Source organism: Paraburkholderia sp. EG287B (assembly GCF_040965595.1).
GTDB lineage: Bacteria > Pseudomonadota > Gammaproteobacteria > Burkholderiales > Burkholderiaceae > Paraburkholderia.
The window spans coordinates 392,058-406,978 of record NZ_JBFRCG010000006.1; the positions used below are offsets into that span (position 1 = coordinate 392,058).

Below are 14,921 nucleotides of genomic sequence, written 5' to 3' on the forward strand. Positions count from 1 at the left end.
GTACTCGCCCGGAGGCGCGCGAACTAGCGTCGCAAGTGCGCGAAAGTCGCCAGCAGGTCTTCGAGCATCACCGGCTTCTTGAGGTGCGCGTCGAAACCCGCCTGCTCGGACTGCTCGACATCGGCCTCCTGGCCAAAGCCGCTCAGCGCGATGCAGATCACCGATTCGAGCGCGGGCTGCGAACGCAGCTTGCCGATGAACTCGTATCCGTCCATGCCCGGCATGCCGAGATCGGAGAGCACGAGATCCGGCGCAGTGCCGTTGAGCAGCGTCAGCGCTTCCTCGCCGCTCGTGGCCGTCTGCACCTTCGCACCCTCGCTTTCCAGCAGCAGCTTGAACGTTTCGACTGTGGTGGTGTCGTCGTCGACCATCAGGATACGGAGCCCCTGCAGCGACGCGATGGCCGCGCCGTCGCGGCTTTCCGCATGCGCGAACGAACGCTGCATCGGCAGCGTCACCGTGAACGTCGCGCCGCGCCCGAGGCCTTGCGACTCCGCGCGCACGCTGCCGCCGTGGATCGTCACGAGTTCCCGCACGAGCGCAAGACCAATGCCGAGACCCGAGCGCCGCGCGGCGGACTGGCGGCTTTGCTTGTACATGTCGAAGATATGCGGCAGGAGCGCCGGTTCGATGCCGGTGCCGGTGTCCTTCACGCGCAGCACGGCTTCGTCTTCGGCGACGTCGAGCAAGACGTCCACCGAACCGCGATTGGTGAACTTCATCGCATTGCTGATGAGGTTCCAGACAATCTGCTCGATGCGCGTGAAATCGGCATGCAGAATCACCGGCGTCTGGCTGATCGAGACGTTCAGCACAATGCCGCGCTGCTGCGCCTCGAACTGCACGGCGTGGCAAACGCGCTGCACGATCTCGCGCATGTCCACCGCCGAACGCATGACCGAGAGCTTGCCGGTACGCACGCGCGAAATGTCCAGCAGGTCGTCGATGATCTGCGCCTGGCCGACCACGGTGCGCCGGATCGTGTCCGCGGCGCGCGTGAGGTTCAGGCTCTGGCGCGTTTCCGGCGCCCGCGCAATGAGTTCCGCGCTCGCCGAGATCAGATTGAGCGGATGCTTGAGTTCGTGTGACACCACGGCGAGAAACTCGTCCTGGCGCCGCTGTCCGTCGCGCTCGCCGGCGTCGCGCACCTGTTCGAGCGTGGTCTCGCGCAGGTCCGCGTCCGCGGGCACGAGTTCGCCCAGGTCGCGCGCGATCTTGGCAAAGCCGCTCACGCCGGCTTCATCGAGGCGCGAAAGCACGCCGCTCGCGAAAAAGCGCGTGCCGTCCTTGCGCAGGTGCCAGCGCTCTTCGTCGGTGCGGCCATGCTGGCGCGCGAGCGCGAACTCGCGGTCGGCGACCTTGTTCACGCGGTCTTCTTCGGTCGAGAGCAGATCGGCGGACTGGCCGATCATTTCGGCCTCCGTATAACCGAAAATGCGCTCCGCGCCCGCGTTCCAGCTCGTGATGTAGCCTTCGTCGTCGAACGTGATGATCGCGTAGTCCTTCGTGCCCTCGGCGACGATGCGCATGCGCCGCTCGCCTTCGCGCAACTGGTCTTCGGCCTGGCGGCGCCCGGTGATGTCGATGAACGAGAGCACCGCGCCGTCGATACGGTCTTCGGTCGTGCGGTACGGCACGAAGCGCGCGAGATACCAGCGCCCGTCGTTGCTCTTCAGTTCGCGCTCGATCAGGCGCAGCGAGTCGAAGGCTTCGGCGGCGTCGTCGGCGAGCTTGTCGTATTCGAGCCGGTGCGTGATGTCGAGCAGCGAGCGGCCGATATCCGAGGGAATGATGCTGAACACGTCGGTCGCGCGCGGCGTGTAGCGCTTGATGCAGATGTTGCGGTCGACGAAGATCGTGCCGATATCGTTCGCGGCGATCAGGTTCTGCAAGTCGTCGTTGATCTTGCTGGTCTCTTCGACCTTCGACTTCAGCTCCGCGTTGACGGTGGTGAGCTCCTCGTTGATCGACTGCAGCTCTTCCTTGCTGGTTTCGAGTTCCTCGGTCGCCGAGCGCAATTCCTCGTTGATCGCCTGCAACTCCTCGTTGGACGCCTTCAGTTCTTCCGTCGAGGTTTCGGACTGCTCGATGGTCGACTGCAGCTGCTCCTTGGTGCGCTGCAGTTCGCGTTCGAGCTGCGTGATGATCGGGTCCTTCTGCACGTCCACGGAAACCGTTTCCGCCCCGCTCATGCTGTCTTCGACTTCGTCGAAGAGCACCAGCACGAAGTCGGCGTTGGCCTCGGGGTCGTGCACCGGCCGCGCCGTCATGTTGACGAAATACGAGCGCCCGTCGCGCTCCAGACGCACGCGCCGCGCCTCGACGCTGCGGTTCGTGTGCAGCGCCTGGTAGATCGCGGTGCGCAGCTCGAGCCGCAATTCCGGGCGCACGGCGGCAACGATGTTGTGCGAAGGCTCGCCGCCCGAATACTGGAGGAAGCGGCCCGCGCGGTCGGACAGATGCACGATTTCCGAATCGCGGCTCACCAGCACGCTAGGCGGCGCGTACTGTTCGACGAGGCGCTGGTGCAGGTCGCCGAACGAAAAGCGGCGGCGCCCCGGCGGCTGCACGGTCGCGACCACGGGCCGCGCGTTCATCGTGCCGGAAATCGCCACGGGCACGGGCGTGTCGCCGCGCACCGCCATGTTCGCGCGGTAAATGCGGTTGCGCTTGTCCACCACCGTGAACATCGAACTCACGCTGTCCGCCGACTCGGAGCTGCCGAGGAACAGTACGCCGCCCGGGCGCAGCGCGAAGTGGAACATCTTGAGGATTTCGATCTGCGCTTCGCGGTCCAGATAGATCAGCAGGTTGCGGCAGCAGATCAGGTCGAGGCGCGAAAACGGCGGATCGCTCAGCACGTTGTGATGCGCGAACAGCATGTGCTCGCGCAGTTCTTTCTTCACACGATAATGCGCGGCGTCCTTGGAGAAGAACTGGCGCACGCGTGCCGGCGTGACGTCGGCGAGGATCGAGTCGGGAAAGAGACCCGTGCGCGCGAACGAAATCGCGCGTTCGTCGATGTCGGTCGCGAAGACCTGGAACGAGGTGCCTTCCGTCGACTTGAGCGAGCGCTCCTGGAGCAGCATCGCCAGCGAATAGGCCTCCTCGCCCGTGGCGCAGCCCACCGACCACACGCGGATGCGGTCCTGTTCGCCACGCCCTTCGAACAATTGCGGCAGGACTTCGCGCTCGAGCACGTCGAACGCTTCCTTGTCGCGGAAGAAGTTGGTGACGCTGATGAGCATGTCCTGCAGCAGCGCCTGGGTTTCCTCGGGATGCAGATGCAGATGGTCGCGATACGCCTGCAGGTCGGTGATGCCGTTGACCTGCAAGCGCCGTTCGATGCGGCGCAGGACCGTGGCGCGCTTGTAGTGGCGGAAATCGTGCGCCGTGCGCGTGCGCAGGATGATCATGATCTCGCGCAGCGCCCGCTCGGCCGCCTCGTTGATATGCTCTTCGCGCCGCTCTTCGGTTTCGGCGACGGGCAGTTGAATTTCCTTCGTCGTCGACCAGAGGTCCATCAGCCGCTGCGGCATCTCCGCCGCCGTGATGACGAAGTCGACCATGCCGGTGGCGATGGCGCTGCGCGGCATGCTGTCGTATTCCGCCTCCGAGGGATCCTGGGCAAACGTGATGCCGCCCATTTCCTTGACGCGCGAGAGGCCGGCGGAGCCGTCCGAGCCCGCGCCCGAGAGCACGATGCCGATGGCGCGCTCGCGATGCGTTTCAGCGAGCGTGCGGAAGAACACGTCGATCGCCGCGCGGCGGCCCTCCTGAGGCTGACTGGGGGACACGCGCAGATAGTCGTCCACCATCGCCAGATCGAGTGACGGGGTGATGACGTACACGTGGTCGGGCTCGATGGGCGTCGGGCTCGTCACCTCCGTCACGGGCATGCTGGTCGCCTTGCGCAGCAGCGCGGCCATACTGCTTTCGTGGTCGGGCGCGAGATGGACGACCACCACGAACGCCATCGAGGTGTGGGAGGGCAGGGATTCGAAGAAGGCCAGCAGTGCACTAAGGCCGCCCGCCGATGCGCCGATACCGACGATCGGGTAATTGGTCTGGCTGCGGGGCACATGGCCACGACGTTTCGGCATGGTTGCCAGGTCCTGAAGTTGGAATGAATCGCGTTCGCACTCGCTCGTCCCTCAGGCCGCGGGTGCTGCGCCGACATTATCCCTCCAGGAGCATCGACTGCAATAGTCCTGCCGCATCGCCCGCGCGCCGCGCGGTTTCGTCCTCCCGCTGTTGCGCATCGCGGTCGCCGCACTGCCGGTAGTGCTCGCTCTGGGCACGGCTCATCGATTCGCGCTCGCGCAGCGCCCGCAGCGCGTCGCGCAGCGCCCGCTCCACGTCGCGGCTGCGGCCCCGGTTGAGCGAGGCCGCCGTATAGGCGTGGCCCGTGTGGCAGCGGTAGCGCAGCAGACGCGAGTAGTCGAGGCGCCAGAGCGTGCCGTTGCACTCGGGACAGGTGAACGTCGAAGGCCTGCCGATGCGGTTCAGATCGCCGGCCAGTCCGTTGCCCTCGCGCCACGCGCGCTGCTCCGTGCTGATGAGTTCGGCGGTGCGGCGCCTCGCGAGGATTTCGTCGGCCGTCGCGGGCGGCACGCGGCCCGTCAACTCCACGAGCCGGTGGGCCATGCCCGCGATCGGCAGGATGTAGTCGGCAAAAGGCGCGGCGTTGAGTGGCATCTCGCTGGCGAAGGCGTCGGACGGGTCCTGGACGATCCCGGTGCCGCCACAGGCCTGGATGGCCTCGAGGCCGGCCGCGCCGTCGTCGAGCAGGCCCGTGAGGATCACGCCGATGCCGCGCGGCCCGAGTTCCGAGGCCACGCTGCGAAACAGCGGGTCGATGGCCGGGCGGGCAAAGTTCTCCTTCGCAGCGTGCACGAGACGCAGGCGCGAGCCCTCCACGATCATGTGCTGGTCGGGGGGCGCCACGTAAATCCGGCCCGGCGACCAGGTTTCGCCGTCCTCGGCATGGACCGCGCGCAGCGGGCCCGCGCTGCTGAGCAGCGACGGCAGATGGCTGTAGTGGCTGCCCACGTGGAGCACGATCGCGACCGTCGCCTGCAAGTCGGGCGGAAGCCCGGACACAAGACTTCGAAGCGCATCGACGCCGCCCGACGATGTGCCTATGGCGATGAAGTCTCGGTAGATCAATTTGTGTCCAGGCTGGCGGATGAATCGGGATTAATCAGTCATTTGGCGCAATTGCCGTGCCTGCACGGGCGGCAGAGAACGGGCGCGGGCGCCACGGCATCTGCCTTGCTGTTTCGTCTGGGACTGACGAAACTCGACGGAGGGCAGGTCGATGACACAATCCACGCGCGCCGCCGCGGCCGTCGCGAGCGTCGCCGCGGGCGCCGCGCTCGCGATCTGGTCCACGCGCAACCTACGCGAATCGGCGCACGCGCGTGCGAGCGGCAAGCACGTGGCCGCGGCGCGCAGCTTCAATCATGGGTCGGCGCTGCTCGCGCTCTCCGTGCTGGCCGACAGCGCCATGGAGCACTATCGCGGCTCGTTCGAAAACCGTGCGATGTATCTGCCGCCCGCCGTGGCGCTCTGCGCGCTCGCCGCGGCGCTGCACGGCGGCGCAGACCGGCGCGCCGCCTCGCACCGGCTGCGTCACGCGATCCAGCTCACCAGCGCCGCGACCGGCGTGACGGGCACCGCCTTCCATCTTTACAACGTGACGAAACGGCCCGGCGGATTCAGCTGGCATAACGCCTTTTACGGCGCGCCGGCGGGTGCGCCCTTCGCGCTGGTGCTCTCCGGCGTGCTGGGCGCGGTCGCCGAGCAGTTGCGGGACGAGCCCGGGCACGACCCGCAGCTGTTCGGCATGCCCGCGGGCAAGGCGCTCGCCCTGGTGGCCGGCGCGGGGCTGCTCGGCACGGCGGCCGAAGCGGCGTTGCTGCATTTTCGCGGCGCATTCCAGCATCCGGCGATGTATGCGCCCGTGACCATCGTGCCCGTGAGCAGCGCGCTGCTCGCGCATGCGGCGTGGGCCCCACCCCGCCATGCGGCCCGCGCGAGCGTGTTCGCGCGCTTCTGGCTGCGGCTCACGGCGGCGCTCGGCTTTGCGGGCTTCGGCTTTCATGCGAACGGCGTGGCGCGCGCGCAGGGCGGCTGGCGCAACTGGTCGCAAAACCTGTTCGCGGGGCCGCCACTGCCCGCGCCGCCCGCCTTCAGCGCGCTCGCGCTCGCCGGGCTCGCCGCGTTACGCATGCGGGAGACCGAACGATGACCCGAACGCCGACCTATCCCGGCTACGACGTGCTCGCCAAACGCGACACGCCTTCGTGGGACGCCCCCACGCGCGCGGTGATCGACGCGCGCGTAAGCACACCGGACCGGGCGCGCTATCTCGGTCCGTCGCACTGGCAAACGCTGGTGGCGCTGTGCGACACGATCGTCCCGCAGCCCGGCAACGCCCACGGCGAGCCCGCCCCGCGCGTGCCGGTCGCCGCGCTCGTGGAAGGCAAACTGCTCGACGACCGCCGCGACGGCTTTCGCGACGCCCGCCTGCCGCCATTGCGCACCGCGTGGGAGACGGGGCTCGCCGCCCTCGATGCGGAAAGCGAGAAGGCCTACGGCGAGCACTTCGCGCAGTTGCAGGACGAACGGCGGCGCGCGCTGGTCGCCCGCATGCAGCGTGGCGAACTGCGCAGCCGGGCCTGGCGCACCATGCCTTGCGACGTGTTCTTCAAGAAGCGCGTGCTGCACGATGTGAGCGCCGCCTACTGGTCGCACCCGCTCGCGTGGAGTGCGATGGGCTTTGGCGGTCCGGCGAATCCGCGCGGCTACGTGCGTCTTTATACGAACCGGCGCGATCCGTGGGAAGCCGTCGAAGCCGCCGACGAGAGCGACGCGGCACACGAGGCCGCACGCAGGGAGAACGAGCGTGTGCGCTGATCTCGCCAACTTGACCGACGCCAACGAAGCGCCGCGCGGCAAGCACGGCCGCGCGCCCGACGTGTTCCGTCGCGGCGGCTGGATGACCATGCGCGAATACGCGCTCGACGACCCGGTCGATTTCGCCATCGTCGGAACGGGCGCGGGGGGGGCGACGCTCGCCTGCCGGCTCGCCGAGGCGGGCTTTCGCGTGGTCGCGTTCGACGCGGGCGCATGGTGGCGGCCGCTGGAAGAATTCGCCTCCGACGAGACCCACCAGGCCAAGCTCTACTGGACCGACGAACGCATCTGCGACGGCGAGAACCCCTTGCAACTGGGCAGCAACAATAGCGGCCGTGCGGTGGGCGGCAGCACCGTGCACTTCGCCATGGTCTCGCTGCGCTTTCGGCCCGAATGGTTTCAAGCGCGCACGAAACTCGGCTACGGCGCCGACTGGCCGCTCGACTGGCGCGAGATGTGGCGCTACTACGCCGAAGTCGAGCAGGCGCTCGGCATCTCCGGGCCGGTGAACTATCCGTGGGGACCCAAACGCCCGCGCTATCCGTATCGCGCGCATGAAATCAACGGCGCGGGCCTCGTGCTCGCGCGCGGCTGCGAGGCGCTCGGCATTCCGTGGGCACCCACGCCGCTCGCGACACTCTCCGCGCCGCGCGGCGACGCGCACCAGTGCGTCTATCGCGGCTTTTGCGTGTCGGGCTGCTCGACCAACGCCAAGCAGAGCGCGCTCGTCACGTGGATTCCACGCGCCGTGCGCGCGAGCGCGGAAATCCGCGATCTCGCGATGGTGGGCCGCATCGAAACCGACGCGCTGGGACGCGCCGCCGGCGTGCATTTTCATCGCGAGGGGCGCTGGCACTTCCAGCGCGCGCGCAACGTGGTCGTGGCGGGCTATGCGATCGAAACGCCGCGCCTGCTGCTGCTCTCCGCGAACGGACGCTTTCCCGAGGGTCTCGCGAACCGCTCGGGACTCGTCGGCAAGAATCTCATGGTGCAGACGAACCAGGCCGCGTGGGGCGCATTCGACGACGAGATCCGCTGGTACAAGGGGCCGCCTTCGCTGGCGCTCACCGAACACTGGAACTATCAGGACGCAGGCAAGGACTTTCACGGCGGCTATTGCTACATGAGCCAGGGTCCGCTGCCGCTCGTCTGGGCGGCGACGCAAACGAGCCGCGGCCTGTGGGGCGAAGCGCTCATGCGCGAGATGACGAAGTACAACCATCAGGCGGGCCTCAAGATGGTGGGCGAGACGCTGCCGCAGGAACGCAACCGCGTGACGCTCGCCGACGAGAAAGACGCGCTCGGCCTGCCCGTGGCGCGCGTCACCTGGTCGATGGGCGAGAACGACCGCCGGCTCGTGAACCACGCGCTGGACTATATGAGCCGCGCGCTCGCCGCGGCGGGTGCGCGCGACATCTGGACCCAGGACGACGACACCTGCCACCTGAACGGCACGGCGCGCATGGGCAGCGACGCGCAAACGAGCGTCGTGAATGCGGACTGCCGCTCATGGGACATCCCGAATTTGTGGATCTGCGACGGATCCGTGTTCCCGACCGTGGGCGGCGTGAATCCGTCGCTCACCATTCAGGCCGTTGCGTGCCGCACCGCCGACCGCATCCGGGCGCTGGCCGCGCGCGGCGAGCTTTGACGATCATCGCGCGGGCACGCATTGTGCGTTGACGCAGGTGTTTTTCAAAAGGAGGCCACCATGCCACTCAGCAAGGGAAAAACTCGCGAAGCGATCTCGAAGAACATCAAGACGGAAGTCAAGCAAGGCAAGTCGCAGAAGCAGGCCGTTGCCATTGCGCTGAATCAGGCGCGCAAGTCTGGCGCGAAGATTCCAAAGAAGAACCAGAAGTGATCCGGCGCGCCGCGCATGCGGCGCGTCTTTCATTGCGCGCCGGATTCCGTGCCCGGTTAGTTAGCCATCCTCGCCAACTTCGGCAGGCTCCGGCAGGTCCGGCAACTCGTGCGGCTCCGCCTGCGGGGCGCCGGGCTCGCGCTCGTCGGGTTCCGCGCCCTGGCCGGGGTCGTTCTTTCTGGGCGGCGTGGCCGGCACCCCTTGGGCGCGAGGAAAACGGGGTAGGTCGTAAGGGCTTTGCATGCTCGATCTCCATGAAGGCGCCGCTAAAGGCGCGTAGCGGGAATGCCGGGATCGCGCAGCGCGTATGCCTGGCTCGCGCAGCGAAGCGGCGCGCACGGGCATGCCCGGTGCGCAAGCGAAAAACATTCTGGATGCCTGGTTGCTGCGCCGCTCATGACCCCACTCGCCTACTTCCTGCACAGTGCGGGCCCCGCATCGGGTCCGGTGCAGGCGCTCGACTGGGGCCTCGCCGCCCTGTGCGTGGGGGTAGGCATCGTCATTGCGTGGCTGCTCTATCTGGCAATACGGCGCAAGCGTCGCGGTCGCGCGGCACAAGGCGAAGCGTTGTCGCAAACCAACGTCGCCGACGAGCAAGGCGAGCGCACGGCGAACCGCATTGTTGCCGTCGGCACGGCGATTTCCTCGCTGCTGCTGCTGGGCGCCCTCGTGGCGATGCTGCGCGTGCTGGCCGCCGTGGCCGACCCGCCGCGCGCGCCCTCGCTCACGGTGACCGTCACGGCTTACGACTGGTGGTGGAAAGTGACTTATCGAACGCCGGCGGGCGCGAGCTTCGAGACCGCCAACGAAATCCATATCCCCACGGGCGAGCCCGTGCGCGTCGATCTGCAGAGCGCCGACGTCGTGCACGCGTTCTGGGTGCCGGCGCTCGCGGGCAAGACGCAGGCCATACCCGGCCAGGTCAATCACCAGTGGATCGAGGCAGACCGTCCCGGCGTATGGCGCGGGCAGTGCACGCAGTTCTGCGGGCCCCAGCACGCGCACATGGCCATGGAAGTGGTGGCGCAGGCCCCCGCCGATTTCTCGCGCTGGCTCGATGCGCAACAGCAGCCCGCGGCCGCTGCGCAAAGCGGCGCGGCGCGGCGTGGCGAGCAACTGTTCGCCGCGCGCTGCGGCGGCTGCCATGCCGTGCGCGGCACGCAGTCGGGCGGCATGCAGGCGCCCGACCTCACGCATCTCGCCTCGCGGCGCCTGATCGCCGCGGGCACGCTCGCCAACACGTCCGTCAACCGGCTCGACTGGGTCGCGCATGCGCAGCAGCGCAAGCCCGAATCGCTCATGCCCGACATTGCCCTCACCCCCGCCGAGGCGAGCGACCTCGGCGCGTGGCTCGACACACTCCAATGACATGAACGATATCCCAGCCTCTCGTGCCGCTTCCGACCGTCCCGCCAGCGCGACGGTGCCGCGCCGCCCGCGTGCGGGGCGCCTCTCGCGCGTGCCGGAAACGGGCACGGCGCCGCTCGACGAAGCCACGCTGCGCCGCCTCGAAGAGATCTGGGAAACGCGCCCCGGCTGGCGCGGCTGGCTCTCCACGGTGGATCACAAGACCATCGGCATCCGCTACCTCGTCACGGCATTCGTGTTCCTCGTGCTGGGCGGCGTGGAGGCGCTCATCATGCGCGCGCAGCTCGCGCGTCCCAACGAAACGCTGCTCACGCCCCAGCAATACGACCAGCTCTTCACGATGCACGGCGTGACGATGATCTTTCTCTACGCGCTCCCCGTGTTGAGCGGCTTCTCGAACTACCTGTGGCCGCTCGTGCTCGGCTCGCGCGACATGGCGTTCCCGCGTCTGAACGCGCTCTCGTACTGGGTCTTTCTCGGCGCGGGCATTCTGCTCTACGCGAGCTTTCCCGCGGGACAGGGCGCCAATGCGGGCTGGTTCAACTACGTGCCGCTTTCCACGGCCGCCTACGACCCCGGGCCGAACATCGACGTCTACGCGCTCGGCATGGTGCTGCTCGGCATCTCCACCACGGTGGGCGCGGGGAACTTCGTCATCACGTTCCTGCGCATGCGCGCCAGCGGCATGTCGGTGGCGCGTCTGCCGATTCTCGTCTGGGGCACGCTCACGGCTTCGGCCGCCAATCTGCTCGCCGTGCCCTCCGTGAGCCTCGCGTTCCTCATGCTCTGGCTCGACCGCAACGCAGGGGCGCACTTCTTCGACATCTCCGCCGACGGGCGCCCCCTGCTGTGGCAACACCTCTTCTGGATCTTCGCGCACCCGTGGGTCTACGTGGTCGTGCTGCCCGCCATGGGCATCGTGTCCGACGCGCTGCCCACGTTCTGCCGCCGCCCGATCGTCGCCTACGCGGCCGTTGCGCTCTCAACGGTCTCGACCATGCTCGTGGGCTTCGAAGTGTGGCTCCATCACATGTTCGCGACGGGCCTGCCGCCGCTCGCGCTGGCCTTCTTCGGCGCGGCCAGCATGGTGATCTCCGTGCCGAGCGCGATTGCCGTGTTCGCGTGGATCGCCACGATCTGGACCGGCAGGCCCGTGTTCAAGACGCCGTTCTACTACTTTGCGGGCTTCGTGTTGATGTTCACCGTGGGCGGCGTTTCGGGCGTGATGACCGCCGCCGTGCCGCTCGACTGGCAGCTCACCGACACCTACTTCGTCGTGGCCCACCTCCATTACGTGCTGCTCGGCATCAACGTGTTTCCGGTGCTGGGCGGCCTCACGTACTGGTTCCCCAAGTTCACCGGACGGCTCATGCACGAGCGCTTCGGCAAGTGGACCTTCTGGGTCACGTTCGTCGGCTTCAATCTGGGCTTCTTTCCGATGCACATCTCCGGGCTCCTCGGCATGCCGCGGCGCATCTATACGTACCCGGAAGGCATGGGCTGGGATACGGCCAACCTGCTCACGAGCATCGGCGCGTTCGTGTTCGCCATCGGCATCGCCATGTTCATCGGCAATGCGCTCGTGAGCGCGCGGCGCGGCGCACGCGCGAGCGCGAACCCGTGGAACGCCGCGGGCCTCGAGTGGGCGACCTCGTCGCCGCCGCCCCCGTACAACTTCGCGATCCTGCCGAGCGTGCGCTCGCGAGACCCGCTCTGGCAGCCCGATGCGAATGTGCCGCGCCCCGGCTACCTGCTCCATCGCGGGCGCGAGGCGCTGGGCGTCACGCCGCTCGCGGGCGAGCCCGATGTGATCCTCAAGATGCCTGAGGACAGCTACGCACCGTTCGTGCTGGGCGTGGCCTCGACGCTCGTGTTCGTCGGGTTGCTGTTCCATTCGACTCAGTTCACCGCGCTCGCCGGGCTCGCCTGCGGACTCGCGCTGCTCTCGTGGTTGTGGCCGAGGCGTTCGCTCGGTCAGCGCGAACCGTTCGCGCCGCAAGGCACCACGCCCGCCGGCAAAGTCGCCGAGACGACCGCGATCCGAAGCGAAGACGAAACCCTCGCCCTGCCCGTGGGCAGCGCCGGCGAACATGCGGGCGGCTGGTGGGGCGTGCTCACGCTCGTCGTGACGGAAACCGCGCTGTTCGGCTATTTGCTTTTCTCTTACCTCTATCTCGCTTCGCAGAGCGCGCAGCCCTGGCCGCCCGAAGGCCTGCCCAAGCTCGGCATGAGCGGACTGAACACGGCGCTGCTGCTCACCAGCAGCGTGTTCGTGTGGCTCGCGGGCGCGTTCGTGCGGCGCGCGCGCTCGTGGCCCGCGTTCTGGTCGATGATCGTCGGCATTGCGCTCGGCGTCGCGTTCGTCACGATCCAGTTCTTCGAGTGGCACGACCGGCCCTACGGGCTCGCGACGCACCTGTATGGTTCGCTCTACTTCACGATCACGGGCTTTCACATGGCCCACGTGATGGCGGGGGTGCTGATGCTCGCCGCGCTCGCGTTCTGGATCGCGCGCGGCTATTTCGACGGCAGACGCGATGCGGCGCTCACCATCGGCGGCCTGTACTGGCACTTCGTCGACGTGGTGTGGCTCTTCATCTTCTCCGTGCTCTATCTGTCGCCTTACTGGATGCGAGGACGATGATGCAGCCCGCCGCTCCCGCTCCCCCGGCCCCGCCAGCGCCCGTGCCCGCGCGCGTCAGGCCCACGCTGCGGCAGCAGGTTGCCGTGTGGTACGGCATTTTTGGCGTGCCGGCCATCTGGGCCGGCCACGTGCTGTTCTGCCAGACGCTCGCGGCCACCGCCTGCGCGGGCGGCGTCCCGCAACGCAATGGCGAGCCCTGGCAGGTCGTGCACTGGACGCTGGCGCTCGTTTCCACCGCCGCGTTCGCGCTGGCGCTCACCGGCGTGCTGCTGGCGCGGCGCACGTGGCGCGCCAGCGCCGCCGTCAACACGCCGCAGCGCGACACCTTCCGCTTTCTCGCGTGGAGCAGTACGGCCGTTGCCGTGGCGTTCACGATCGCGCTCGTGTTCACGATATCGGTGCTGTTCGCGTTGCCGCTCGAACGGCTATGCGGGGCGTTGCGATGAATGCGCGCGCCAGTTCGAGCGCGTTGCTCGCCGCTCTCGTGCTGCTCGCCGGCTGCCACCGCGACGAGCCGTTCGCGACGACGAAACCGCCGCCCGATGCCGCCCAGATCGCGCTCGGCGAAAAGCTCGCGAAAGCGGGCGATTGCGCCTCGTGTCACGACTCCGCCAAACGCGAACCCTTCGCCGGCGGCCTCGCCGTGAATTCGCCGTTCGGTCCGATCTACGCGAGCAACATCACGCCCGACCCCGTGCACGGCATCGGCGACTACACGCCCGCGCAGTTCGCGGCGGCCTTGCAGCGCGGCGAAGCGCGTGGCGGCAAGCGGCTCTATCCGGCGATGCCATATCCGTCGTTTGCGGCGCTGGCGGCAAGCGACGTGAACGCGCTCTACCAGTACTTCATGTATGGCGTGAAGTCGGTGCCGAATGCCGCGCCGCAAACGCAGCTGCCGTTTCCGTTCAATCAGCGCTGGGTGATGATGTTCTGGCGTCTCGCGTTCGCACAACATGGCCGCTTCGAGCCCGATCCCGCGCACTCCGCGCAGTGGAATCGCGGCGCGTGGCTGGTGCAGGGACTCGGCCACTGCGGCGCGTGCCACACGCCGCGCGGACCCGCCTACAACGAAATGGGCTACACGCAAAGCAGCCCGCTCTACCTCACGGGCGGCGTGACCGACCACTGGTACGCGCCGAATCTCACGGGCGACCCCGGCAGCGGCCTGGGCCGCTGGAGCGCCGACGACATCGCCGCGTTCCTGCGCGATGGCCACAACGACCGCGCCTATGCGTTCGGCGCCATGGCGCCCGTGGTGGGCGCGAGCACGCAATACCTGGGCGACGACGATCTGCACGCCATCGCCACCTATCTGAAGTCGCTGCCCGCACGCGAGGCGAGCGGCCAGTATGCCGATTCCGCCGCCGCGCGCGCCTCGACCATGGCGGCATTGCACGGCGGCACGCCGGAGCGGCCCGGCGCCGGGCTCTATCTCTCGTACTGCGCGAAATGCCACGGCGTCGACGGCGCCGGCAAACCCGACAAGGCGCCGCCGCTTGCGGGCAGTGCGCTCGCGCTCTCGTCCGACGCGACCAGCGTGCTGCGCCTCATCGTCGAAGGCAGCCAGAGTCCGCAAACGAGCAACGGCGGCACGCCGCGCAAGATGCCCGCGTTCCGCACGCAGTTCACGGACAGCGAAGTCGCCCAGGTGGCGAGTTTCGTGCGCGGCGCGTGGGGCAACAACGCCCCGCCCATCGCGCCCGCCGAAGTCACGCGGCTGCGCGGCGCGATCCACCGTTGAGTACGTCCTTAACCACATGGCGCGCGGTTGCGAACGACCGCGCGCCATGTGGATCAGGGGCTACCCGACGGGTTTATTGCCCCTTGGTGTCGCTGCTTGCGTCCGCACCTGGGGTGTTGGTCGTGTCGTTCATCTGTTTGGACATCTTCTTCGTGTGCTTCTTGTGATGGGTAGTCTTGTGCGTCGTACCGGTCGCGGAAGGATTCTGCTCGACGCCTTGCGTCTGCGCCGGATACACCTCGCTCGCGCCGCCGGTTGCAGCGCCCGGACTCGTGCCGCTGCTGCCGCCGCCCGAGCCCTGTGCGAGCGCGAGACCCGATGCGGCAAGCGTCACGCCTGCCAGTGCAGATATGAAATAGTGTCGTGGCTTCATGGTTGGCTTT

12 protein-coding genes are annotated in these 14,921 nt (G+C 68.0%); 8 read left to right on the forward strand and 4 right to left on the reverse strand.

Features of this window, described 5'->3' with window-relative positions; translation table 11 throughout:
- Positions 1-23: 23 nt before the first annotated feature.
- Together AB4Y40_RS13275 and AB4Y40_RS13280 are read right to left on the reverse strand one after the other, a co-directional pair.
- Positions 24-4,103 carry a CheR family methyltransferase gene (locus AB4Y40_RS13275; RefSeq protein ID WP_368688059.1) on the reverse strand — a complete coding sequence of 1,360 codons (4,080 nt, stop codon included), beginning with the start codon at positions 4,101-4,103 and terminating at the stop codon, positions 24-26.
- Between the two features lie 76 nt (positions 4,104-4,179).
- Positions 4,180-5,169 (reverse strand): chemotaxis protein CheB, encoded by a 990-nt coding sequence (locus AB4Y40_RS13280; RefSeq protein ID WP_368688060.1) that lies wholly within the window; start codon positions 5,167-5,169, stop codon positions 4,180-4,182.
- 151 nt (positions 5,170-5,320) lie between these two features.
- Here AB4Y40_RS13280 and AB4Y40_RS13285 point away from each other — a divergent pair, with 151 nt between their 5' ends.
- The 4 genes from AB4Y40_RS13285 to AB4Y40_RS13300 are packed head-to-tail and all read left to right on the forward strand — an operon-like array spanning position 5,321 to position 8,785.
- Entirely contained in the window at positions 5,321-6,253 is a 933-nt protein-coding gene (locus AB4Y40_RS13285) for a hypothetical protein (protein WP_368688061.1), read from the forward strand.
- A complete protein-coding gene (locus AB4Y40_RS13290) occupies positions 6,250-6,921 on the forward strand; it encodes a gluconate 2-dehydrogenase subunit 3 family protein (protein ID WP_368688062.1) in 672 nt (223 codons plus the stop codon). The genes AB4Y40_RS13285 and AB4Y40_RS13290 overlap by 4 nt, the downstream gene beginning before the upstream one ends.
- Entirely contained in the window at positions 6,911-8,572 is a 1,662-nt protein-coding gene (locus tag AB4Y40_RS13295; RefSeq protein ID WP_368688063.1) for a GMC family oxidoreductase, read from the forward strand. Before AB4Y40_RS13290 ends, AB4Y40_RS13295 begins: the two co-directional genes overlap by 11 nt.
- A 60-nt stretch (positions 8,573-8,632) precedes the next feature.
- Entirely contained in the window at positions 8,633-8,785 is a 153-nt protein-coding gene (locus tag AB4Y40_RS13300) for a DUF6496 domain-containing protein (protein WP_176732830.1), read from the forward strand.
- Between the two features lie 60 nt (positions 8,786-8,845).
- Here AB4Y40_RS13300 and AB4Y40_RS13305 read toward each other — a convergent pair whose 3' ends face one another.
- Positions 8,846-9,028 carry a hypothetical protein gene (locus tag AB4Y40_RS13305; RefSeq protein WP_368688064.1) on the reverse strand — a complete coding sequence of 61 codons (183 nt, stop codon included), beginning with the start codon at positions 9,026-9,028 and terminating at the stop codon, positions 8,846-8,848.
- A gap of 153 nt (positions 9,029-9,181) precedes the next feature.
- On the opposite strand from AB4Y40_RS13305, the gene AB4Y40_RS13310 reads away from it, so the two are divergent.
- From AB4Y40_RS13310 to AB4Y40_RS13325, 4 genes are read left to right on the forward strand one after another with little or no spacing between them, the layout of a single operon-like run.
- Positions 9,182-10,153, forward strand: a complete 972-nt coding sequence (locus AB4Y40_RS13310) for a cytochrome c oxidase subunit II (protein WP_368688065.1) — start codon at positions 9,182-9,184, stop codon at positions 10,151-10,153.
- A 1-nt stretch (position 10,154) separates the two neighbouring features.
- Positions 10,155-12,797 carry a cytochrome c oxidase subunit I gene (gene ctaD / locus AB4Y40_RS13315; RefSeq protein WP_368688066.1) on the forward strand — a complete coding sequence of 881 codons (2,643 nt, stop codon included), beginning with the start codon at positions 10,155-10,157 and terminating at the stop codon, positions 12,795-12,797.
- Positions 12,794-13,243, forward strand: coding sequence for a hypothetical protein (locus AB4Y40_RS13320; protein ID WP_368688067.1), 450 nt, complete (start codon positions 12,794-12,796; stop codon positions 13,241-13,243). The genes ctaD and AB4Y40_RS13320 overlap by 4 nt, the downstream gene beginning before the upstream one ends.
- Positions 13,240-14,538: a cytochrome c gene (locus AB4Y40_RS13325; protein WP_368688068.1), complete on the forward strand. Its 1,299-nt coding sequence runs from the start codon at positions 13,240-13,242 to the stop codon at positions 14,536-14,538. Before AB4Y40_RS13320 ends, AB4Y40_RS13325 begins: the two co-directional genes overlap by 4 nt.
- Before the next feature lie 73 nt (positions 14,539-14,611).
- Here AB4Y40_RS13325 and AB4Y40_RS13330 read toward each other — a convergent pair whose 3' ends face one another.
- On the reverse strand, positions 14,612-14,911 hold the full coding sequence (locus AB4Y40_RS13330) for a hypothetical protein (protein WP_368688069.1): 300 nt from the start codon (positions 14,909-14,911) through the stop codon (positions 14,612-14,614).
- Positions 14,912-14,921: the final 10 nt, after the last annotated feature.

What these genes read in the sequence shown, in the direction of transcription:
- AB4Y40_RS13275 (WP_368688059.1), bottom strand. Translation starts at nt 4,103, where the DNA reads ATGCCGAAACGTCGTGGCCATGTGCCCCGCAGCCAGACCAATTACCCG.
- AB4Y40_RS13285 (WP_368688061.1), top strand. Translation starts at nt 5,321, where the DNA reads ATGACACAATCCACGCGCGCCGCCGCGGCCGTCGCGAGCGTCGCCGCG.
- AB4Y40_RS13290 (WP_368688062.1), top strand. Translation starts at nt 6,250, where the DNA reads ATGACCCGAACGCCGACCTATCCCGGCTACGACGTGCTCGCCAAACGC.
- AB4Y40_RS13300 (WP_176732830.1), top strand. Translation starts at nt 8,633, where the DNA reads ATGCCACTCAGCAAGGGAAAAACTCGCGAAGCGATCTCGAAGAACATC.
- AB4Y40_RS13305 (WP_368688064.1), bottom strand. Translation starts at nt 9,028, where the DNA reads ATGCAAAGCCCTTACGACCTACCCCGTTTTCCTCGCGCCCAAGGGGTG.
- AB4Y40_RS13310 (WP_368688065.1), top strand. Translation starts at nt 9,182, where the DNA reads ATGACCCCACTCGCCTACTTCCTGCACAGTGCGGGCCCCGCATCGGGT.
- ctaD (WP_368688066.1), top strand. Translation starts at nt 10,155, where the DNA reads ATGAACGATATCCCAGCCTCTCGTGCCGCTTCCGACCGTCCCGCCAGC.
- AB4Y40_RS13320 (WP_368688067.1), top strand. Translation starts at nt 12,794, where the DNA reads ATGATGCAGCCCGCCGCTCCCGCTCCCCCGGCCCCGCCAGCGCCCGTG.
- AB4Y40_RS13325 (WP_368688068.1), top strand. Translation starts at nt 13,240, where the DNA reads ATGAATGCGCGCGCCAGTTCGAGCGCGTTGCTCGCCGCTCTCGTGCTG.
- AB4Y40_RS13330 (WP_368688069.1), bottom strand. Translation starts at nt 14,911, where the DNA reads ATGAAGCCACGACACTATTTCATATCTGCACTGGCAGGCGTGACGCTT.